Consider the following 22,619-nt stretch of genomic DNA (forward strand, 5'->3'; position numbering starts at 1 on the left):
CGGCCTGGTCGAACACCGGCTGTCCCTGCAGGACAAACGTGGTGCCCGGCGACAAGGTACGCACGGTACCGGCCGCCACGTGGATCTCCTTGCCCGCTTCCAGCGCCTGCAGCTGGTTGCACGCGATGCGCTGGCCCTGTTCGCGCGAGGCGTAGGCATAGGCGCCGGGCGCGTCGCGGCTGAGCAGCTCCACGCCCTGCGCCGGCCCCCGCTCCCGCCGCGCTGGCAACGCGCTGGTCGAGCGAGCGGTAATCCCAGCTGCCCATTTCGATGGCATTGGTCTGCTGGCGCAATTCGGTGCGCCAGCGGTCGATGCTGTCGACCTTCATGACGGCGCCTGGCTGCGTAAAATTGATGCCGCTCTGGGCATTGGGCTTGAATGCGCCGTTATGGTCAGCGATCACCAGGCAGTGGCTGCCCAGGCCGGGGCTGCCGGGATCGCCGCTGTGTTCATAGTAATAAAACAGGCCTTCCTCGTACATCAGCCGCTGGGCGTAGGCCCAGTCGCTTTCCTGATACTGGGTGCTCAGGCTGCGCTTCGGATATGCCGCGCGGTCGAGAATATCGAAACGCCAGGCCGGCGCCAGCTTGCCCTGCCCTTGGTAGGCGGCAAACAGCGCGTCGAGGATGTCGAATACCGTCATATCCTGGAACACGCGGCTGTCGCGGCCGTGGTCAAGAAAAGCGCTCCACGGTTCGATGGTCAGGTGATAGCGCGCCATGCCGCCGTTCGCCCCGGCCAGCTCGACACCCGTGATGTGGCCGTGGAACGGGCGCAGCGCGTCGGCGCTGGTGGAGGTCAGCAATTGCAGCAAGGCCGGCTGGCCGATCAGGGTGCGCAGCGAAATGCCCGCGTCGGTCGACAGGGCCGCGATCTGGAACACGAAGCCCGTGCTCAAGCCCTCCTCGCCGCGCACGCATTCGGCCAGCAGGCGGTCGGCGCCGAGGGGCGTGGTCAGCTGCAACAATCTGCTGGCTTGCGTGAAACTGGCGGGCAAGGACATCGACATCCGGAAACTCCATCACGCGGCTTCCCGCAAAAAAATTAGTAAATAAGCACTTTTATCAAGGCATTACACCCTAGAAATTTCGTTATAGCAAGAGTGATTCGATTGAAATCGGGACCGCATCCATCACTGCGCGCCCTGCAGACCGCGTAATTCCGGCATGGCCGGTTCGGTCGGCCGCAAATGCGTACTCTTCAACAAGGTTTCCAGGCGCGCGTAGCTGGTTTTGAACGGCGGCGGATTCTGCTTCAGTTCCGGCGCCTGCTCCATGCTGCGGCTGCCAAGTTCGATCAGAATGTAGGGCAGCACCGCCGTGCCCAGCCATCCCGCGTAACCGGTAAATACCGCATAGGTTTCAAACGGCGCGCTGCCCGGCCGGCTCACCTTCAGCGCTACGCCGCCCTGCTGCGCCGTCAGCGCGCCGATGCGGGCGCTACGGGGCGCGATGCGTTCGACGATGAAAGGCTGGGCTTCCTGTTCGCCGCGGCTGCCGAACTGGCCGATGCCGCCGGTGGCGGCCGCCTGGACCAGCGGCACTTTCAAGGCGCGCGGGTCGACGTTGCCGGTGCTGATCGTATACAGCACGCCCGGCGCATCCGGCCAGCGCAGCGACTGCTTGATGCTGCTGATGGTCTTGCCGTCGTCGGCGATGAAGCCATGCGGGATGCACACGCCCAGCTCTTTCGGCACCTCGCCGGCGGCGCGTGGGCGAAAGCTTTTCAGGAAGCGGGTAAAGCGCTGGCCGTGGAGCGCCACGCTGTCCTGGCCGCGTATTTCCTCCATGGATTCAAACACATAGACATAGTCGCCGCGTTTCAGGTGGCTGCGATAGATGGAATAGCGCGTCGGATTGATCGTTCCCGAACCTTCGCTGGTGCGGTAGCCTTCGCTGTCGGGCAGGCCGGAATCAAATGTCTGGTAGTTGCTTTGCAGTTCCTTGAGCTGCGCCTGCCGGCCTGTGACGGACTTCTGCGCCAGGTAGCTCGCCTGGCGGGTCCTCGCATCGGCGGGCTGGCCTTTCAATTCGGCCAGTTCTGCCTCATCGTCCCTGAGCAGCGCCCGCAGGCTGTCGATCCTGGGTTGCGGCAAGGCTTCCCGCAAGGCGGCCAGGTCTTCCTTGCTCAACGGACCCAGCACGCCGATGCGGACATTGCCGACCTGTATCTCATCACCCTGGTGAAATACCTGTTCGCTGAACGAGCGGTAAAAGATGCCCGTGTCGGACGCGTCCTTGTAGCGGGTCGGCCACTGTACCGGCGCATGCACGTCGAACACCAGCCGCCCCAGGCATTCGCGCGCCATGCCGGCCGGCGTCACGTACCCGGGCGCCGTCGCTTGCGCCAGCTCCTGCGCGGTGGGCTTGCGCGACGGCGCCGCCGGATCGGCCTGCTTGGCGGCCATGCCTTCGCCATGCGCGCCGGCACACAGCAGGAGAGCGGCGAGATGGCGTGCGGAAAAATGCGGAAGACCAACTATCGTCATGGGTATCACTCAAAAAATACAGCGTTCGTCAAGCCGAGCTTTCGCGCTGCCCGGCTGGCAGGCGCCTGCCTGATTCAACCTGGGCATAGGTTTCTTGCGGCAAGGAATGGTCGGCATCGTGCAGCGGTTTCTTCTCCTGATGGGCCAGCAGGGTCAGATTCATGCCTGAAATATTGTTTTCGCCCGCCGTCCAGGTGACCGGCAAGGCCACGATGAAACCCTGCACGCCCACGGGAGCCGATTCGGGCGCGCGCGATTGCGCCTCCCAGGAATGCGATTCATCGCGCAAGATATCGGCATCGCGCCAGAAACGCTCATGGAACGGCATGTAGTGCTGCAGGCTGCGCGTCCTGGCGTTCCACGTGGGCCAGATCGAACTGGGCTTGCCGCTTGGACGCGCCAGGAAGGCGAAGGCCTTGGCATACGCTTCCGCATTGGCCAGCGCCACCTTTTGGATCGCTTCCCAGGTGTCCGGGGCCGCCGGATGCAGCAGGTGCTTGATCAAGTCCTTGGCCGGGGTGGCGCCATCGGTCAGGCCAAAGATTTTCTTCCACAGGCGCACCCGCAAGTCATGCACGTTGACGCTGACCTTGTCGCTATCGACACCGTCGAGCGCGACGTCGGTCTGATGGTCATCCCTGACGACGACCGCCAGTTCCGAATCGCGTCCTCCCAGCTGGCTGCGGTCGTTGATATTGGCGCTGCCCAGGATCGCCACCCGGTCGTCGGCGATCAGCAGCTTGGAGTGCACATAGATCTGCTCCGTCACATGGCGCTTGCCCAGCGTTTCCCACGAGCGCAGATTGAGCAAGGTCAAATAGCTGGTCCACTTGTCGCCGGCCAATTCGGCAAGCCGGTCCGTCGCATAGCCCGCGACGGTTTTCTTGGCCTCGTCCGCATCCAGTTTCTTGCTCTTGCGCAGGTCCCGCACCAGGATGGCGCGCCTGATCCGGTTGACCAGGCTATCCTTGCCGAACACCAGCGACTGCATCGTCAGATGCAGCTGTGTCATGATGTTGAGGGTGTCGAGCGTGCCTTCCGGGTGTACCGGCAGCACCATGTACACATGGAAGGGCAAGCCATCGTTGATGGCGCGTTCGATGCGCTGGGACAATGCCAGTCCGATCGGATTCAGAATGCCCGGCTCCTCCTTGCCCATCATGCGGGTCGAGGTGATATCGGCGTAGTTGCTCATCACATTGAACAGATCGGCCATGAAATCGCTGCCGCCGCCGGCAATGTCGGCCTTGACATCGTCGATCTGCGACCAGACCAGCTTGTCGATCATCTGTGCCGGCGGCACGCCATAGACGCCGAGCTGCTTCGCATACTTTTCATAGGCCGGCGACTTGCTGATGTCGAGCAGGGCCGCCATCGGACCGGACAGCGGCCTGGTCTTGCTTTCATCGCTGCCATATTCAGACTGGAAAAACTGGCCCTCGATATACATGAATTTCTGCGCGCCGTTAATCGCCGTCAACATCGCCTTCAGACAATTGTTCTGCGGCCATGCCGGCCTGGCCGCCGGCTGCCCCTTGCGCGCATGCGCCGCCATTTCGTCCTTGAGCAAGGTCATCGGCGCGCTGCGCAGCACTTGCACCCAGGCGTCGCCCGGCTGCGCATGCGTATTCGGCGGCGGCGCGGCGGCGATGCGCTGCAAGACCAGCCTGGGCGTGCCGGACATGCCCAGCGCCTGGAACATCTTGACCAGCGCCGGCGGCACGCTGGCCTGGTACGATTTTTCATAGCGCTGGGCAATGCCATTCCAGCGCTCGATGAAATTGCGGCTCAAGTCGCTGACCGAGGGCCCGACGATCGCCGCATGCACATCGTGCCACGGCATGCGCGGCTGCGTGGCGGCGAAGGTCTTGGCCCCGGTCGGCATGATCTTGCGCAGTTTTTTCAGGTTTTCATAGCGCGTGGGGCGCGCGTCGGCCAGGGTCGACAGATAAGTGAGGACGCCGATCACGAACGTTTCGATCAGCCTGGCCGTGCCGCTGCGCAATTCGGGCGGCAGCTTGTTCAGCGAGCCCGCGTTCAGCCACGACATCAGCGCCGTGCCGCCGTCGATCACATGCGCGCTGCCCGTGGTGCGCACGCCATCGACCTTGTCGCGCAAGCCCTTGTCGAGCTGGCCGTAAGCCCAGCGCGACATATCCTGCGCGACGTCGATCGGTATGTCCTGCAGCTTGCCGATAAAATCGGGCATCAGGTCGATCGCCTTCCATTTCGCGGAAAGATTCTTCGTTACCCGGGCGATGCCATCCTTGGCGCCCTGCACCACGTCGAGCGCGACGGCGATCGGCGCGGCCGTGGCCGAGGTGGCAAACGCGGCCGCGCCACCGACTTTTCCGCCGATGCAGCCGGCCAGCAGTTCCGCGCGCGTCAGGTACGCCGTTTGCGCTTCATTGCTCATGGGCTCGATGGCCGGGATGCAGGTGTTGTAGACCTCATTGCCCTTGCGCGTGCCGTGGCTGAGGGCGAACTTGCCATTGTCGCGCCGGCCATAGGCAAGGTCGATGCCGCCGACAAACGCGCGTTCATCGTCGATCACCACCAGTTTCTGGTGATGCGAAAAGCCGATGCCCAGCATCCCTTCCATGTCGCTCTGGGCGATCGCCGGCAAGGCGAATGCCTTGGCGGGGCCGCCGACGCCGGCATTGAGCTGGAAGATGGCCAGCACGGTTTCGAAGTCGCCCGTGTCAACCCCGACCTTGGGCGAAAGCCACGGCATGACATACACTGTCGGCGCGGCGGGGCTGCTGATGGCCGTTTCCAGGCATTCGAACAGGGTCTTGCTCGCCGTCAGTTCCACATCGAAATTTACTTGCCAGCCTGTAATGAAAATCGATTTCTTGGCGCCTTCGATGGCCTTCGCCACGGCCGTGAAATACTCTTCGCCAGTCACATAGAACTCAACGCGGTTGCCCTTTTGTTGTTCGGAAAAGATACTGCCCCACTTTTGCTTGGGAAAATTGGGCAGCTCCTCGCCATCGTGCACGAAACAGCCGGGCGCCGAGGTCGCCGGCGCGCTCGGCGTACCGTCCTTGGCCGTCAGTTGGGAGATATTTTTATGTGTCATGACGCATGTCGCTGTCGATCGCCAAGGTGGCGTGCCGGGAATGAAATCGTCACCATCAGACTTTCACCTTCGGCAAGATGTTTTTCAGGGTAAGCGAGGCCAGCGCTTCTTTCGCATAGCGCGCCTGCGGCGCCGCGGCCGCCTCGAAGATGGTGCCGTAGCGCCCGGCGCTGAAGTCCGCCGCCTGCATCGCATGGAACAGCTTTTCCTTGTCGGTCCAGTCGGGCGATTCGGTTTCCACGTTCAGCCGCACGCTGTGGCCCGGATACACGATCCACGTATGGTCCGGATTGCTCGCATAGACGGCGGCGAGCTTTTTTCCTCTTCATCGCTGAGCTTGATGTTGCCGGATGCATCGGTCTTGCCCTGCGCGACGAGCTTGTCGCCGTCGATGAAATCCATGCCGTCGGGCTGCGCGCCATGGGTGATCTTCCACGGCGTGTGCGCCAGCGCATGGCCTTTCAGCCCTGGCGTGTCGGCCAGGCGCAGCATGAATTTCAAGGGCCGCAACGCCAGCTCGGAACGGGGCAAGCGCGGCAAGGGATAGCCAAGCCCTTGCGGCCCCAGAAAACTTTTCTTGCCCGCAAACACGGTCATCTTGCCCGGGCACTGGATCGTGATATTGCCGCCCTCGATGGTGATGTTGGCCCCGCCCGCCGTCGACAGGCGGATGCTTTTCGCCGCCGCCCAATCGATGTGCGCGTTGGCACTGACGACGTTGACCTCTTCGCGCGCCTGCACCTTGATCTCGTCGGACTGGGCCTGTACCTCGATCGGCTGGCTGGCCGCCACCAGCTGCATGCCCAGCTCGCCCTCGCCCGGCTTGACCACGCCGCCCAGCAGGCCGATCGCCTGGCCCGTGTGCAATCGCCATGTGCCGCCGCTGGTGAACTGCGTGTCGAGCCCGCTCATCAGGGACACCGTTTCGCCGTTGGCCAGCTGGATATCCTGGCCGGCCACCACGCCCAGCCCCGCCTTGGCCGCCACGGCGAGGATGGCGTCGCTGCTGTGCGGCAGCTTGTCGTCGGCCGGCGCAGTGGGCTTGCCGGCCGCGTCGCTTCGGGCGGCGGCCACGCTCTCGCGGCTCAGCATGCCCGAGGCGCTGGCGAGAAAAGCCGGCAACGGCGCGGCCTTGGCGTCGAGCGCGCTGCTGCCCGGCGCCGTCGCCCCCAGGTGTGCCGCATAGGCGACGCCCTGGTGCGTGACGGCCGCCTGGCTGAAGGTCTCGCCCAGCTTGGCCGCCTGCTTGAGCAGCGCCATGCCGGGCGCATTGTCGCCGGCCGGGTCGCGCGCGCCAGCATTGTGATTGATGACATAACTCGACACCAGCAGGCCGGCACCCGCCCGCACGGCGCCATACGCATCGGTGCGCAATTCGGCGCCGGCGCCGCGCAGGCTGCCGCGGTAATTGTCGGCGCCGTGGATCAGATGACCCAGGTTCAGTTCGCTGGCCGCGTGGCTGCTTTTCAGCTGGATACGGCCCTGCTGGTCGGTGTCGTCGAACAGCAGCTGGTTATAACCGGCCGCACTGCCCGCCTTGCCGAATTCCTTGCTGCGGATGCCCCATTGCGCGGCCGTATTGCGGTGGCCGGCGCTGGCGCCCGATGCGCCATGCCACAGCGGACTGTTGCCGCCCGCCACATTCCCCTGTGCCGACACGCCATGATCGTGCGCCGGCGCGAACACGCCGGCGTCGCCCGGGTCGCGCGCCGCGCCGCCCGGCGTCGGCACGCCGCCGCCCTCGCCCTGGCCGTTGTACAGGGCGCCGACGATGACGGGCCGGTCGATATCGTTTTCCAGGAACTGCACCAGCACTTCCTGGCCGATGCGCGGCAGGAACTGGCTGCCCATGCCGCCGCCGGCCGCGCGCTGCGCCACCCGCACCCAGCACGTCGCGCCCGTTTCCCGCTGCCAGTGAAAGCGGACGCGTACCCGGCCCAGCCTGTCGCAATGGATTTCCTCGGCGCCGCTGGCCACGTCATTGCCGTCGGCGCCGACGACGATGGCGCTCTGGCTGCCGAAGGCGGTCGGTTTCGGATGCTGGCGCAGCCCGTTTTCGCCCAGCACCGGGCGCCACGGCGTGGCCGATGGAATCGCTTCCAGATGATTGGCATAGCCGCTGGCCATGGCCTGGGCGATCACCTGCTCGACATGCTCGATGTGGCGCGGCCCCAGATTCAGCGTGCCCAGGCTTTCCTGCAGCAGTTCCGGAATCGGGCCGAACAGTTCGGCCAGTCCCTGCCTGGCCGGCGCCGGCAGGTTGTTGACGCCCACGCTGCACACGCGCAGCAGCGTGTAAGACGGCGCGTCGCCTGCCGCCTGCAGCGGGCCCTGCGTCAGGCTGAACCGCGTGCCGGCGCGCAAGGTCCGCACCGTCGAGCGGGCAATGCAGCGTTCGCGGCGCGCTTCGAGCGCCTGCATCCGCAACAGCGCGTAGCGGCTGGCCTGGGCGGCGTCGGCATAGTAATACTGGCCCGGCGTATCGTAGCTTTCCAGCAGCGGCGCACGCCGGCCGCCCACCGCCGTCCGGGTCGGCACGCTGGCCGCGACCGCACGCTTGGCCTTGTAGTCGTAACTGAGCACGGTGGCCAGCGCCGTGTTCAGCGAGCGCGCCGTGCTGAACGCCTGCATGGTGTCGCCCTGCTCGCCGGCGCGCGCGCCATGAAAGCGGATACCGCCGCCGGCCGCGCTGGAAGCGTCTTCCGGCACGGCGCTGTCGGCGCTGCTGTCGGCAAACAGCACCAGGCAATGACCGCCGCCCTGTTCCTCGAAGCGCCATGCAAGTCCTTCTTCGGTCAGCAGGCGGCTGACGAAATCGAGGTCCGATTCGCGGTACTGGCAGCAATAGCTGCGCGGCGCGGCGCCCTCCATGAACGGACGCGTTTCATCGCTCCAGCGCCACAGCGCCGCCGGCGCATACGGCTGGAACACGGACTCCACGACCTCGATCACGGTCTTGTCTTGCCAGACGCGGCTGTTACGCACCTGGCCCAGCCGCCACAGCCATGGCGTCAGACGCAGCCGGTAGCGCGCCAGGCCGCCCAGGCTGCCCAGCATGGCCGCTTCGCTGACATGGCCGCTGAAGCTGGCGCGGCTGCCATCAAACAGACTGACCTGCAGCGTGGCCCGCTTGCCCAGCATGGGCGCCAGCGCCAGCTGCGCGCTGGTCGACAATACGATGACATCGCGCGCGCCCGGCGTCTGCAATTGCTCGTCGCCGGCGAACGCTTCCACCAGCAGGGGCGCAGTCTCGTGCGCACTGTCGTCTTCAAACTTGAGCTCATACAAGCGCGTGATGCTGGAGAACGCGCTCAACGCGGCGCCCACCCGATCCAGCAGCGCTGCGCTCATCGCGCGCCTTTCGCCGCAGCCCTGGCCGCCTTGCATTGCGGTTTGCCGGTGCGGCCGGCGCAGGTTCTCTGGCGGCAGCTATCGGCCGCCGCCGGTTTCAATTTGCTGCATTGCTGCAACTGGGCTTGCAGGCTGGACGGCGCCTTGACGGGCGCCGTGCCCGCCTGGGAATGCGACACCAGCGCGGCCAGCAGGGCCACGTCGCTTTCCTGTTCCGGCGTGGCGGCGGGTTTGGCCGGATCGGCCGGCTTGAGCGCTTTGGCGGGCGGTTTCTGCTGCGGTGCGCGCGCCGGCCTGGGCGCGCTCTTCTGCGGACTTTCCAGCGCCTTGCTCAGCACATCCCTGGGGCGCGGCACGGGCGCAGGGACTGGCATGCCGGCGCCCAGCATTTCGCTCAAGCTCTGCTGCGGCAGCGCCTGCTGCTCCTCCTCGCGTATGCTGGCCGCGGCGGGGGCTGGAGCGGCGGCCACGGCCGGTGCTTCCGGCGCTGGCGCCGTGCCGGCCGGCGCCGGTTCGGCCTGCGCCGCCGTTTCGCGCTGTCCCAGCCAGGCGCCCGTGGCCAGCAGCAGCAAGGCGCCGGCCACCATGCCGCCCCAGACGGCCCAGCGGCCGGCGCGACGGCCGTCATGCGGCACGGGCGCGGGCCGACGGCCGCCTTCGAGGTGGTTCAGGATACGGCTACGGTCGGCCTCGGCCTGCTGCGCGGGCGTCAATAAGCTGGGCCGTGTCGATGGCCTTGGGCTGTCGTCATTGCTTCGCAAAATTTTAACTCCTGTCAATATTTACAATACCTTACGACAATAAAAAAAGCGTGACGCATGTTAGGAAATCAACAGTGCCGACCCGGCGCACAATTGAAACAAAGCCCCCGCAATTAGCAAGTTAGTAAGATATACTCCGAGGCAATATTAGCGCAAACGCTGGCACCGCGGCATTCAACTGCCCATGCATGGCGCCTTTTTCGAACGGAGCGGGCGTGTTTTTACTGGCGGTGGCACTCTATTTTTTACTCGCATGCCTGATCAGCTGGCTGGCGCTGTTTCCATCCGGCCGCGAACTGGTGCTGCGGGCGCTGGCGACGGCCGAGCAAGGTTTGACGGCGCGGCTCGATCGGCTGGCCCGGCGCAGGAACGCCGGCCTCGACACGCTGCGCCGTGGCGGCGCCAGCACGCTGCTCGGCAGCGCGGCATTCGTGCGCCGCCATTACCTGCTGTTCCTGGGCGGCGCGGCGGTGGTCTGCCTGCCGCCGGGGATCGCCTTGCTGGCAGGCAGCAAGAACATGCTGGGCGGCTATGAGGTCTCGACGCGCGAAATGAATACACAGGTGTCGGCCCTGCTGCAAGGCGAACAGCTGGTGCCGCCGGTAGACCTGCCGCCGCTGGTGTTCGCCACCGATGAAGTGCAGCAAATTCGGCCGATGCTGGTATCGGCCAGCCGCAACTGGACGCTGCTCAATGCCGAATACGCGCAAAGGCTGCTGCTGGTGTTCAAGATCATGAAGGAAAAACATGGCTACGACATGGCCATCCTGGAAGGCTACCGCAGTCCGGAGCGACAAAACATGCTGGCAGGCATGGGCAGCAATGTCACCAATGCGGCCGCATTCCAGAGCTGGCATCAGTATGGCCTGGCCGCCGATTGTGCCTTTTTGCGCGACGGCAAGCTGGTGATCTCGGAAAAGGATCCCTGGGCCATGCGCGGCTATCAGCTGTATGGCGAAGTGGCCGAATCGGTCGGCATGACCTGGGGCGGCCGCTGGAAAATGATGGATTTCGGCCACACCGAACTGCGCATGCCCGGTGTCATGAAAAAACAACGATGACTGGAAGGAGCACATATGGCTGGTCCCGTAATCAGATTGGGCGATAAAACATCGCATGGCGGCAGCGTCCTGGAGGCCTCGGCGATGACGGACAGCGGCGGCATCGGCATCGCGCGCGTTGGCGACAAGGTCTCGTGCCCGCTGCCAGGCCATGGCACCTGCCCCATCGTCAGCGGCGACGCCAGCTGGATCGTCGACGGCAAGCCGGTGGCACGCCACGGCGACAAGACCAGCTGCGGCGCGATGCTGATCGCCAGCCAGCAAGCCACCACGGATCAGCTATGACGTCCCGCCGCCACTGCAAGGGGTGCGCTGATGCGCCCGTGGCTGCGGCGCAGCCTGCTGATACTGGCCGTGTTCGCCTTGTGCTGGGGCGGCGCAATCTGGTACTGGCGCAGCAGCACGCGCATGCCGTCGACGGGCGACCTGGCCGGCACCATGCTGGCATTGCCGCTGGTGCTGCTCACCAGCTGGTGGCTGGGCAAGAAACTGCTGGCCAGGCTGGCCGCACCGGCAGCGGCGCCGGCCGATGCCGCCGATGGCGACGCCCACGCGGGCGCGAATGAAGCTGCGCCGCGTGCGCCGCTGCACCTGGCCGCCGCCGCCCTGCGCATGCCCGGTGGCGAGTCGGCGCCGGAACTGGCGGCCGCGCTGCTGGACAAGCAGCAGCGCCCCGAACTCGATCCCGAACTGACCGACGCGCAGGGCTACCCCGTGATGAGCGCCCGCGTGGCCGGCCTCGATGAACAGGGCCAGAAGGAACTGCTGGACGACTGGCTGCGGACGCGTCCGGCCGATACGGCGCAGGGTGCGGCGCCGCATTTCGATGCCGAACACTTGCGCGCACTGGCGCTGGGCGCTGGCGTATTGAACGAACTGATGCAGGAAGCGGCGATGCACGCGGCGCTCGACGGCGACAAGTCGGCGGAAACGGGCGCGCGTACCGCGCTGCCGACCCTGCAACTGCATCTGCTGTTGCCGTCCGATTGGGACAAGCCGCAGCGCGACACGGGTGCCGCCTGGCTGCACGCGCAAGCGGAACGGCAAGGCTGGCCGTCCGACAAGCTCAGCACACACTTGGCCGGTGACAGCGGACCGCTGGCGCTGATCGAACAGCTGGCCGCGCAAGCCGCCTTGCAGGAGCTGCCTTGCCTGGCCATCGTGCTCGCTTGCGCTTCCCATATCGGCGAACTGACCGTGCATGACTGGACCGCGCGCGAACTGCTGTTCAACACCGGCCAGCCGGGCGGCCAGATTCCCGGCGAAGGCGCGGCCGGCCTGTTGCTGGCCGACGCGGCCCAGGCGGCGGCGCTGCAGGTGGACACGCCGATCCTGCTGCATCAGGCCAGCATGGCCGTGCGCGGCAGGTCGGCGGACAGCCGCGGCCCTGGCGATGCCAGCTTGCTGTCCGAGCTGGGCGGCAAGGCGATGTCGGCGGCGGGTGTCGCCCCGGCCGCGATCATGCGGCTGTACGCCGATGCCGACCAGCGCTCGAGCCGCATGATCGAACTGATGAACAATGCCGGCACGCTGCTGCCCGATATCGATCTCAGCAGCGACGTACTGAGCGTGGCGGCCGCCTGCGGCCAGAGCGGCCAGGTGGCCACCTTGGCGGCGCTGGTGCTGGCGCGGCACGAAGCGGCCGGCAATGCCAGCCAGGTGCTCTGCCTGAGCAACCTCGACGCCTTCCACCGGGCCGCCGTGGTGGTGGGCCCGGAAGCCCTTGCCCCTGAATCCCTCGCCGCCACATGAGCCCTCCCTCCACCATGCCTATCAACCTCTCGCCCCTCATACTATGATGCAACGATTCTGGCATTCCATTACTACCCGTTTCAGCCTGTTCGCCATCGGTTTCGTGGCGTTGGCCGCGCTGCTGGCCAGTTGCGCCGTCATCTTTGAATGGCCGCTGGTGTGGATCGTGCCGCCGCTGGCGCTGGTCCTGCTGGTCGCCAGCGTGGTCTGGTGGCTGCAGCGCAAGCGCCGCCAGCGCGATGCCGCCCAGTTCGGCGGCATGCTGGAACAGCAGACGGCCGGCGCGGTGCCCAAGGCGGGCCCCACCCAGCGCGAGGAAACCGAAGCCATCCGCAAGCGCATGCTCGAGGCGATCGGCACCATCAAGACGTCCAAACTGGGCCAGCTGTCGGGCGACGCGGCCCTGTACGAGTTGCCCTGGTATATGATCATCGGCAATCCGGCGGCCGGCAAGAGCACGGCGATCGCCAATTCCGGCCTGCAGTTTCCTTTTGCCGACAGCAAGATCGTGCAAGGCATCGGCGGCACCCGCAATTGCGACTGGTTCTTCACCACCGACGGCATCCTGCTCGACACGGCGGGCCGCTATTCGGTCAACGACGAAGACCGCGCCGAATGGTTCGGCTTTCTGTCGCTGCTGAAAAAACACCGCAAGCGCGCGCCGATCAACGGCATCATCATCGCCGTCAGCATTGCCGAACTGACCGGCAGCCGGCCCGAATTCGCCATCAACCTGGCCAAGAACCTGCGCCAGCGGGTGCAGGAACTGACGGAAAAACTGGAAGTGCACGCGCCCGTCTACGTGGTGTTCACCAAGGCCGACCTGATTACCGGTTTCAACGAATTTTTCCAGGACACGGAACGCGGCGAACGCGACCGGGTATGGGGCGCCACCCTGCCCTACAACCAGACCAGTTCCAGACAGGACGTGCTGGAGCAGTTCGACCAGCGTTTCGACGAGCTGTATGACGGTTTGAAAGAGCTGAGCCTGGCCAGCATGGCGCTGCAGCAGAACGAACGCATGCCGCCGGGCGTATTCACCTTCCCGCTCGAATTCAGCGCGATCAAGGGTGCGCTGCGCGCCTTCATCGCCACCCTGTTCGAGGAAAACCCGTTCCAGTTCAAGCCCGTCATGCGCGGCTTCTATTTCACCAGCGCGCTGCAGGAAGGCGTGTCCGTATCTGCCTCGTCGGAACGCGTGGCGCAGCGCTTCGACTTGAAACTGCAGCCGCAGCAACACAACGCGGTGCAGGACCAGCATGGCTATTTCCTGCTCAATCTGTTCCGCAAGGTGATCTTCGCCGACAAGGAACTGGTCGCCCAGTACGCCAGTCCAGCCAAGACCCGCCTGCGCTACGCCACCTTCTTTGCCGCCACCGCGCTGGTGGGCCTGGCGCTGGCCGGCTGGAGCTGGTCCTACATGGCCAACCGCCAGCTGGTGGCCAATGTACAGGCCGACCTGGACCAGGCGATCAAGGTGCAGGACAAGCGGCTCGACCTGCAATCGCGCTTCGAAGCGCTGGAAATCCTGCAGGACCGGATCGAGCAGCTCGATTCCTACCGCAACAGCCGGCCCGTCTCGCTGGGCCTGGGGCTGTATCAGGGGGATCTGCTGGAGCGCAAACTGCGCGAGGAGTATTTCTCGGGCGTGCGTGAAGTGATGCTCAGCCCGGTCGCGCAATCGCTGGAAGCCTTCCTGGCCGAAGTCAACGCCGGCGCCAGCCGCTTGCAGCCGATGGCCAGCACGCCGCAGTCGGGCGCGGTATCGGCCGGCGCGGCAGCCACCCTGCCCGCGCCGGCCGGCACCCTGGCCACGCCCGTGGCCGCCACGCCGACGGCGGCCCTGGCCAGCGCCCCGGCCGCCGCGCCGCCCGCCACGGCCGCCGCCGTCAATTTGGGCGCGCAACAGTTCAAGGATGCCTCGCCGGCCAATGTAGAAGATGCGTATAACGCGCTGAAGACCTACCTGATGCTGAGCGACAAGTCACGCGCCGAAGCAAGCCACCTGAACGATCAGCTGACCCGCTTCTGGAGAGTCTGGCTCGACAGCAACCGCGGCAGCATGCCGCGCGAACAGATGATACGCAGTGCCGAACGCATGATTTCGTTTTACCTGACCCAGATCAACGACCCGTCCTGGCCGCAGATCGACAGCAAGCTGGCGCTGGTCGACCAGTCGCGCGACAGCCTGCGCCGCGTGGTGCGGGGCATGCCGGCGCGCGAACGCGTGTACGCCGACGTCAAGGCACGCGCCGCCACGCGCTTCGCCTCGATGACGGTGGCGCGCATCGTCGGCGAGCAGGACAAGGAACTGGTGCTGGGCAGCTACGCCATTCCCGGCACCTTCACGCGCGACGCATGGGAGCAATTCATCCAACAAGCGTTCCAGGAGGCGGCCAACCGCGAACTGCAAAGCGCCGACTGGGTGCTGAAAACGGCGTCGAAGGACGACCTGACGCTGGAAGGCAGCCCGGAGCAGATCCAGAAAGCGCTGGTCGAACTGTACAAGACGGACTACGCCAGGGAATGGCAGAAATTCATCCAGGGCGTCAGCATCCGCGAGTTGAACGGCTTCGACAATGCGGCGGCGGCCATGAACCGGCTCGGCGATCCGCAAACCTCGCCGATCAACAAGCTGATCGAAACGGTGTACAAGGAAACCTCGTGGGACAACCCGTCGCTGCTGGGCCAGGGCTTGCAGCGCGCCCAGCGCGGCGTGATGGGCTGGTTCAAGGAAACCATCCTGCGCCAGAAACCCTCCGGCATCAACGTCAACGTCAGCACGGGCGCGCCCGCCGCCGGCGCCTTGCCGATGGGACCGGTGGGCCGCGAGTTTTCCGGCGTGGCCCGCCTGGTGGTTACCAAGGACAAGGATGCTTCGCTGATGCGCGGCTACATGGAAGCGCTGTCCAAGCTGCGCGCCCGCTTCAACCAGATCAAGAACCAGGGCGATACGGGTCCCGGCGCCAAGCAATTCATGCAGCAGACGCTCGACGGCACCGGTTCGGAACTGGCCGATGCGCTCAAATACGTGGATGAACAGATGCTGACCGGCATGACCGACGGGCAAAAGCAGGCGATCCGGCCCCTGCTGGTGCGCCCGCTGATGCAGACGTTTGCCGTCATCATCAAGCCGACCGAGACGGAAATCAACAAGGTCTGGCTGGCGCAGGTGCTCGAACCGTTCCAGAAAACCCTGGCGCCCAAATATCCGTTCTCGCCCGCCTCCGGTAGCGAGGCCAGCAATGCCGACATCGGCCAGGTGTTCGGACCGGAAGGCAGCATCGCCAAGTTCTTCAATACCACCATCGGCCCGCTGGTGGTGCGCCGTGGCGACGCGCTCAGCGCCAAGACCTGGGCCAACATGGGCATCGGCCTGGCGCCGTCCGTGGTGGCCAGCTTCCCCGGCTGGATCGCGCCGCTCAGCGCCAACGGCGTGGCCACGGCGGCCGGCGCCGGCGAAGCGCAAACCCGTTTCGACCTGCAGGCGCTGGCCGCCAGCGGCGCCACCGAGTACACGATCGAGATCGATGGGCAAGCCCTGCGCTGGCGCGGCCAGCCGCAGCCGTGGATCCATATGGTCTGGCCGAATCCGCAAGGCACGCCCGGCGCGCGCATCAGCGCCATCACGCCGGAAGGCCGCACGATCGTGTTGCTCAACGAACCTGGCCATTTCGGCCTGAAGAAAATGATCGATTCGGCCAAGCGCAAGCGCAAGGATGGCGGCGTATTCGAACTGAGCTGGGAAAACAGCGGCGTGACCGTAGCGGCCAACCTGAAGATCGTCGCCACGCCGGCGCCAGCCGCCGCGCCGAGCACCGCCTCGGGCGCGGCGGGCTTCCGCGGCCTGAAGCTGCCGGAAAGCGTGGCCCAGAGCGTGCCGGCCGTCAATACTCCCGCACCGGCCGCCCCTGCCGGCGCCATCGCGGCCAATGCCGCCGTCGCGCCATGAGCCGCGCCACCGCCACCGCTATCGGCTACTTCGGCAAGCTGCCCAGCCGCGGCGACTTCGTCAAGGCCAGCGACAACCCGGCCCTGCTGAAGATCCTCGACGACTGGCTGGCGCAGGCGATGGACCTGCTCAGCGCCGACGCGCGCTGGAAGCTGACCTACGATGCGCTGCCGCCCATGCACTTCGCCTTTATCGGCCCGCGCCGCGGGCGCGCCATCGCCGGTCATATCGCCGCCAGCAGCGATGCCTCGTCGCGCCGCTTTCCCTTCCTGATGATGAGCACCATGGAAGTGGACCAGCCGGCCGCGTTTGTCGCCAACTGTCCGCTGGTGCTGTCGCGCCTGTGGAACCGCTTCGAGGCGCTCAGCAACGACATGCGCGGCCCCGATGCGGGCAACGCGCTGCAGGCGGCCACGCATGCCAGCATCGACGTCGACCTGCGCGCCGCCGCCTATGAAGCCGCGTTCAACGATTTTCTCGACATGCAGACCGTGGGGGAGCTCGACGCGCTGCTGGCGCCGACCGGTTTCACGGGCACGGTGCGGCAAGTGCTGCTGGCGCTGGGCCTGCTGCTGCAGCCGGTGATGGCCAGCAGTTCCAGCCGGCTGGAAAAAGCCTGGAACTGCCGCTGCCGGCCGACCCGCTGTACCGCAACATGGTGGCGGCGTTCTGGATGCACCTGATCACGCCGTTCCTGGCGCGCGCCGACTTCGAGCTGGCGCTGTTCATCACCCGCTTGCGCGGCCGCCAGACCTTGGTGCTGGGATTTTCCGGCGCCTCGGCGCAGACCCTGCATGTGCTGATGAATCCGCAAGCTGCGCTCGACCACCATATCGCGTTCGACGACCTGGACTGGGTCGAGGAACAGGTCGGCAGCGACTATGCGATCAAGAAAGTGTCGACCTATCTGGCGCAAGCCAACCTCTCGCTCAAATCGGCGCACGATTCCTTGCGCGCCGCCTTTATCGGAACCTGACCATGCGCGTATCCCGGATCGTTCTCCTCCTCGGCATGGCGCTGGCCGCCCTGCCCGCTACAGCGCAAGTGCCGGCAACGGCCGCGCCAGCGCCAGCGCCAGCGCCCGTACCCGCGCCAGCCCCCTATCGATACCCACGGCCGCCACGCCGCAGCCAGGCCAGGTGCTGGCCAGCGGCACGGTGCCCGACGAAGCGAGCAAGGCCGCCGTGCTGGCGCGCCTGCGCGAGCTGTACGGCGCTGACAAGGTGGTGGACCAGATCGCCGTCGGCCAGGTGGTGTTGCCCGCCAACTGGAATGCGTATGTGCAAAAGCTGCTGTCGCCCAACCTCAAGCAGATCAGCCGCGGCCAGCTGAAGATCGACGGCAGCGTCGTCAGCGTGCGCGGCGAAGTGGCCAACGAGGCGCAGCGGCAAAAGATCGCCAGCGATATCGCCACCAGCCTCAATCCCACCTACACCGTCAACAATGGACTGCGCGTGTCGGCCAGCGAGCAAGGCGTACTCGACACCACCCTGGCCAACCGCACCATCGAATTTGAAAGCGGAAAAACCATGTTGACGCCGTCTGGCCGCGCCATCCTCGATGAAATGGCGGCCGCCATGCAAAAGCTGGCCGGCCGCAAAGTGGAAATCATCGGCCATACCGACAACCAGGGTTTGCGCGCCAGCAACCAGAGCCTGAGCCAGGCGCGCGCCGAGGCCGTCAAATTCTACCTGTCGTCGAAGGGCATCCACGGCGAACTGCTGACGGCATCGGGCCAGGGCTCCGACCGGCCGATCGCCAGCAATGACACGGCGGACGGGCGCGCCCGCAACCGGCGCATTGAATTTCGCATGGCGCAATAACCATCCATCAGAGGACCACATGTTTTCAGCCGAACAGTTATTACTTCCGATCAGCAATGAACAACCGTCAGGCGTGGACCTGGCGTTTTCGCCCGAACTCGACGCCATCACTCTGGCGCGCAAGTTCGACGACCCCTCGCTCGACCAGGGCGAATGGGTCGCCGACCTCAAGGAAGCCGACTGGGACTTCGTCGTGCGCAGCTGCGCCGGACTGCTTGCCGGCAGCAGCAAGGACCTGCGCCTGGCCGTCTGGCTGACCGAAGCGGGCGCCAAGCGCCACCACCTGCGCGGCATGGCCGAAGGCTTGCTGGTGCTGGCCGGGCTGTGCGAAAAATTCTGGGACCGGGGCCTGTTCCCGGATGCGGAAGACGGCGACCAGGAGCAGCGCATCGGCAACCTGAGCTGGATACTCTCGCGCATCCCGGCGCTGCTGCGCGAGGTGCCCGTCACGGGCGGCCCGGGCGGCGCCTTTTCCACCATCGATTTCGAAACGGCGCGGCGCCAGGCCGCCCCGGGTGATTCCGCCAGACAGCATGAAGGCGTCAAGTTGTCCGATATGGAAGCGGCGCGGCGCAACAACTCGGCCGCCTTTTGCGCCAGCTTCGCCGTCGACGCGCAAGATTGCCTGGAAGCGCTGCGCAAGCTCGAACGAGTCGTCGACGCCCGGCTGGGGAACGACAGCCCGGCCTTCTCCACGGCGCGCGAAGCCGTCGAAGCGATGCTGCGCGTGATGCCCCCCAGTGCCGGTGTGGCGCCAGCCGTGCCTGCCATGGCGGCGAGCGGTGTGGCCATTGCAGAAAGCGCGATGGCGCCGCCCATGCCTGCGGTCCCGGCCGGCCCGCCCGGCGCCGTCACCACGCGCGCACAGGCGATCGAGCAACTGCGCGCCGTGGCGCAATTCTTCCGCCGCAGCGAGCCGCACAGCCCCGTCTCCTATTTTGCCGACAAGGCCGCCAATGCGGCCGACCAGGATTTGCACAGCTGGCTGCGCTCGGTGGTCAAGGACGCCGCTTCGCTGGCGCATATCGAAGAGTTGCTGGGCGTGCAGCCGCCCGAGAATGGCTGAAACCGCTGCTCACACCCTGGCGGCGCGACTGCCGCCGCCAGGATGTTCAAGTTTTTGCCTGGCTCAATCCTATTTCGCTTTTTCCCGCTCTTCCTCGCGCCAGCGCTTTTCCAGCTGCGCCTTCCACACGGCCTCTGCATTGGCATATTTCAAGATGACCTTTTTTCGGCCTGATAATAAAGCCGGGCTTCCTGGCTGGCTTGCTGCATGGCGTTTTTTGCGGTCTTGACTGCGCGGTCCAATTTTTTCCGCCTCGACCCCGGCATCATGCACGCCGTGACCGGCGCGGGTGGCGCCATCGACGATCATCCGGCTCGTTTCCCTGTACGTTGCCACCGCCTGCCGCTCCAGCCGTTTTTCGGCCTCGGCCACCGCCTTCGCGGTCGCGGCAACCTTTCTGCGCGCTGCCCGGTAAGTGCTGACGGTATAGCCATACAACTTCTGGAAGTAGGTCACGGCCGCGTCGCCTGCTGCCTTGACGGCCTTCAAAGATTCATTGGCGATATTCGACATGTTCGAATAATCATCGCTTTGCACGAAAACGTTGCGAAAGCGGCCATAGCCGCCGGTCAGCCATACCGGTTCGTGCTTGCCGAGGATGCGAAAGCCGGCGCGCGAATCGTGCACATAATCTTCAAACAGCGTGACGCAGGCAACCGGCGGTTGCGCGCCTTCCGTCATGATTTTCAAAAATCGCTCTTCCCAGTCGCTTAACGGGTCTTTCCCGTCTTCGACAAACAGCATGCCAGCCGGGCTGACGCGATGCAAGACACTCTTGGCACGTTCATTGAGCCACCCCGCCACGGTTGCGTTGGCCTTCTTTCGTTCGCGCCAGGAGCGCAGATATATCCCCAGATCGGTATCGGCCTCCAGCAGATCTTTCTTCCCCGGCTTATCCGACTCCTTGAAAAAGCGCTTGTTCTTCAATTGCGTTTTTCCCTGCGCGTGCAACATGCCGCGCCAGCGCAGATATTGTTTTGTATGCGCCTCGGTAAAGGTCTTCACGTCGGCGCCCTTGATGCCGTTATGCGTCAGCCAGTTGTTGTAGGAGGCGATCAGTCTTGGGTCGGTGGCAAAGGATTCCAGCAGCGCCTCTCGCTTTACCACTTTCATCTCGTTCAGGGTGCGCAAGGGCACACCGGCTTTCAGGGCGGCGAAATGCATGTCGATCAAGGGAATCTGCGACAGATGCGGCGACGGTCCCCAGCCCGGCATGGATCTGCCCTGCTCACCTGGGTAATAACCCCCACCTACATCGGAATGCATGCCGGGGTAGCCAACATTGCCACGCCCTGTCGCCGATTCCAGCGGAAAGCTGGCACGCTGTTCATGCAAAGCGATGAAATGCGTGCACTCTTCTACTACAGGGTGGATGCTCTGTGTTCCATTTCCCCAGGCCATGTGCCCGAAGGTGACCGGCGTTACATCCCCCACACCAACGGCGGCGACGGTATCAAAAATTCCCAGGAAGCCTATGCGTATGGGTACGCCTGCCAGCTCAAATGCGCCGGTTTCCCGTTCGAACACCTGATGCAGCCAGTGCGCACTGGCGCGCGCCTCGGCCGCGCCACGGGAAAAACCAAAGATGGATACATTGATTTGCTTGAGCTTGCGCTGATGACTTTTGACGACACGCGCCAGTTTTTCTTCAAGCGACGTCAACATTGTCCACCGCTGCACGCCTTCCAACCCAAGCAGCATTTGTGCACTCATCAAATTTACCAGCAGCCTTTGCTCGTCCGGATCAAGCAAGGGACCACCTGTCAAATAACTGTGCACTGAATTAAGTAAGGAGGTGATTCCCCAATTGATACGATCGGCACCCATGTAACCGAAGCCGCCACCCGCATTATCAGTCAAGGCCTCGACCGTATCGCCAATTTCCTTGAACGGCGTGCCGACACCAGGCATATATGCACGAAAGAATCCATTCTCTGGCTCATCAAGATGTGCATCCCATAGCCTGGCAACATTGCTATGCTTGTTTCGTTGCCGCTGAGTCAGGTTCCTGGGATTTGCTATCGAATCTTTCTGTCTCCAATCCTGGTTATTGCCACTCCCATCATAAAAAAGTCCGATATAAATTTGACCCTGACATTCTGTTTTATGAGGCGACCTGACGCAGGCCATCGCCTTTGCGCGCTGTGACGATTCTTTGGGAGTAAGGCTGCGTCGCCCATCCAGAGGGGCTTTACGCCCTGTATAGATAATAGACATTATTATAAAATCCCTTGAATTATTTCAATAAATTCTATTCCCATATGATCTTCAGAGGGATGCCTGGATGCAGTTCTGCCTCTTTGCCGGAAAGCGGATACTTTCGATGTCCGAGCAGGTATCTGGTAACAAAAACTTTGTAACTACCATCGTGAAGAAAATGAACGACAAACATGCTGGCATCGGCACGAGAATACTGCGGCACCAACACTGTTTTTTCTACGCGGATAGCCTTCCCATTTTTTACTGTATCCATGACTATCGTTGCCTTCATGCTTGGTTTCCATACTGCCGGTATTGAGAGACAGCAAGTTTGCCCCCCACCACCTTGTCCAGGGTCGAGGTAGCCAGCCTCTGCTGAAGAGCCATCTTCAAGTGTCACAATATAGCTTCCAACCCCGTGTTCGGTGTGGTTATAAGCAGTCAGACTCACGCTGATTTTCATTGATTCCTTGCTACAGGCCACATCTAAAAACAATAGAAAAACACATGAAAATAGGCAAGTAAATCGCTTTCCCAATAAATTCATTATAGCCCTCCCTGAATTGAAAATAAATTACCATAAAGAACAGTCATGTAAAAAATTTACTCCCATATTATTTCCAGTGGAACACCCAACTCCATTTCTGCTTCCTTGCCAGAAAGCGGATATTTTCGATGTCCCAGCAAATATTTTGTCACAAATACCTTATAACTTCCATCGTAAAGAAAATGGACGACAAATCTGTCGGCTTCGGAGGAATTGTAGCGAGGTATAGAGACTGTTTTCTCCACTCTGATCGGCTTACCATTTTTTAATATATGCATGGCAACAGTCGCATTCATGCCGGGTTTCCAGGTCGCCGGTATCGAGAGACAGCAAGTTTTCCCGCCACCACCTTGCCCTGGTGCCAAATAACCGGCCTCAGCTGAAGTGCCATCATCGAGTGTCACGCTATAGCTTCCAACACCATTTTCGGTATGGTTATACGCAGTCAGATTCACGACAATCTTCATTGATTCCTTGCCACAAACAATATTTTAAAATGATAGAAAAATACATAAAAAAACACAACCCAATTTCTT

At 63.8% G+C, this 22,619-nt stretch carries 15 protein-coding genes and 2 pseudogenes; 7 read left to right on the plus strand and 10 right to left on the minus strand.

The genetic code is table 11. The features are described from left to right. Window position 1: 1 nt before the first annotated feature. From ACRHIG_RS20305 to ACRHIG_RS20330, 6 genes and pseudogenes are all read right to left on the minus strand, one after another. Window positions 2–1,010 (minus strand): annotated as a pseudogene (locus ACRHIG_RS20305) (type VI secretion system Vgr family protein); the annotation flags it as partial. Window positions 1,011–1,133: 123 nt separating this feature from the next. Next, a complete protein-coding gene (locus tag ACRHIG_RS20310; RefSeq protein WP_489627677.1) occupies window positions 1,134–2,408 on the minus strand; it encodes a T6SS immunity protein Tli4 family protein in 1,275 nt (424 codons plus the stop codon). A gap of 109 nt (window positions 2,409–2,517) precedes the next feature. Further along, on the minus strand, window positions 2,518–5,571 hold the full coding sequence (locus tag ACRHIG_RS20315) for a phospholipase D-like domain-containing protein (protein WP_489627678.1): 3,054 nt from the start codon (window positions 5,569–5,571) through the stop codon (window positions 2,518–2,520). Between the two features lie 55 nt (window positions 5,572–5,626). Next, window positions 5,627–5,812 carry a hypothetical protein gene (locus ACRHIG_RS20320; RefSeq protein ID WP_489627679.1) on the minus strand — a complete coding sequence of 62 codons (186 nt, stop codon included), beginning with the start codon at window positions 5,810–5,812 and terminating at the stop codon, window positions 5,627–5,629. Window positions 5,813–5,814: 2 nt separating this feature from the next. After that, the gene (locus ACRHIG_RS20325; protein ID WP_489627680.1) at window positions 5,815–8,922 is read right to left on the minus strand and encodes a type VI secretion system Vgr family protein; all 3,108 of its coding nucleotides are present in this window, start codon (window positions 8,920–8,922) and stop codon (window positions 5,815–5,817) included. Next, window positions 8,919–9,683: a hypothetical protein gene (locus ACRHIG_RS20330; protein WP_475417722.1), complete on the minus strand. Its 765-nt coding sequence runs from the start codon at window positions 9,681–9,683 to the stop codon at window positions 8,919–8,921. The genes ACRHIG_RS20325 and ACRHIG_RS20330 overlap by 4 nt, the downstream gene beginning before the upstream one ends. 215 nt (window positions 9,684–9,898) lie before the next feature. Between ACRHIG_RS20330 and ACRHIG_RS20335 the strand changes: the two genes are divergently transcribed. From ACRHIG_RS20335 to tagF, 5 genes and pseudogenes are all read left to right on the plus strand, one after another. Beyond that, window positions 9,899–10,744, plus strand: coding sequence for a M15 family metallopeptidase (locus tag ACRHIG_RS20335; protein ID WP_489627681.1), 846 nt, complete (start codon window positions 9,899–9,901; stop codon window positions 10,742–10,744). Between the two features lie 15 nt (window positions 10,745–10,759). Further along, complete coding sequence (locus ACRHIG_RS20340; RefSeq protein WP_086148295.1) at window positions 10,760–11,029, plus strand: PAAR domain-containing protein; 270 nt, start codon at window positions 10,760–10,762, stop codon at window positions 11,027–11,029. 30 nt (window positions 11,030–11,059) lie between these two features. Next, window positions 11,060–12,496 (plus strand): hypothetical protein, encoded by a 1,437-nt coding sequence (locus ACRHIG_RS20345; protein WP_489627682.1) that lies wholly within the window; start codon window positions 11,060–11,062, stop codon window positions 12,494–12,496. Between the two features lie 46 nt (window positions 12,497–12,542). Further along, window positions 12,543–16,448, plus strand: coding sequence for a type VI secretion system membrane subunit TssM (tssM, locus tag ACRHIG_RS20350; protein WP_489630844.1), 3,906 nt, complete (start codon window positions 12,543–12,545; stop codon window positions 16,446–16,448). Next, window positions 16,445–17,424, plus strand: a pseudogene (gene tagF, locus ACRHIG_RS20355) (type VI secretion system-associated protein TagF). The gene tssM and the pseudogene tagF overlap by 4 nt, the downstream one beginning before the upstream one ends. A 57-nt stretch (window positions 17,425–17,481) precedes the next feature. Here tagF and ACRHIG_RS20360 read toward each other — a convergent pair. Next, window positions 17,482–17,625, minus strand: a complete 144-nt coding sequence (locus ACRHIG_RS20360; protein WP_489630913.1) for a hypothetical protein — start codon at window positions 17,623–17,625, stop codon at window positions 17,482–17,484. On the opposite strand from ACRHIG_RS20360, the gene ACRHIG_RS20365 reads away from it, so the two are divergent. Continuing rightward, window positions 17,555–18,271 carry an OmpA family protein gene (locus tag ACRHIG_RS20365; RefSeq protein WP_489630845.1) on the plus strand — a complete coding sequence of 239 codons (717 nt, stop codon included), beginning with the start codon at window positions 17,555–17,557 and terminating at the stop codon, window positions 18,269–18,271. The genes ACRHIG_RS20360 and ACRHIG_RS20365 overlap by 71 nt on opposite strands. A gap of 19 nt (window positions 18,272–18,290) precedes the next feature. Beyond that, complete coding sequence (tssA, locus tag ACRHIG_RS20370; protein ID WP_489627683.1) at window positions 18,291–19,337, plus strand: type VI secretion system protein TssA; 1,047 nt, start codon at window positions 18,291–18,293, stop codon at window positions 19,335–19,337. A 69-nt stretch (window positions 19,338–19,406) separates the two neighbouring features. On the opposite strand, the gene ACRHIG_RS20375 is transcribed toward tssA, so the two are convergent. The 3 genes from ACRHIG_RS20375 to ACRHIG_RS20385 are packed head-to-tail and all read right to left on the minus strand — an operon-like array spanning window position 19,407 to window position 22,550. After that, the gene (locus ACRHIG_RS20375) at window positions 19,407–21,554 is read right to left on the minus strand and encodes a T6SS phospholipase effector Tle1-like catalytic domain-containing protein (RefSeq protein ID WP_489627684.1); all 2,148 of its coding nucleotides are present in this window, start codon (window positions 21,552–21,554) and stop codon (window positions 19,407–19,409) included. Between the two features lie 34 nt (window positions 21,555–21,588). Beyond that, window positions 21,589–22,083 carry a DUF3304 domain-containing protein gene (locus ACRHIG_RS20380; protein ID WP_489627685.1) on the minus strand — a complete coding sequence of 165 codons (495 nt, stop codon included), beginning with the start codon at window positions 22,081–22,083 and terminating at the stop codon, window positions 21,589–21,591. 56 nt (window positions 22,084–22,139) lie between these two features. Beyond that, window positions 22,140–22,550 (minus strand): DUF3304 domain-containing protein, encoded by a 411-nt coding sequence (locus tag ACRHIG_RS20385; RefSeq protein WP_489627686.1) that lies wholly within the window; start codon window positions 22,548–22,550, stop codon window positions 22,140–22,142. Window positions 22,551–22,619: the final 69 nt, after the last annotated feature.

This window comes from Janthinobacterium sp. C22 (genome assembly GCF_057919405.1).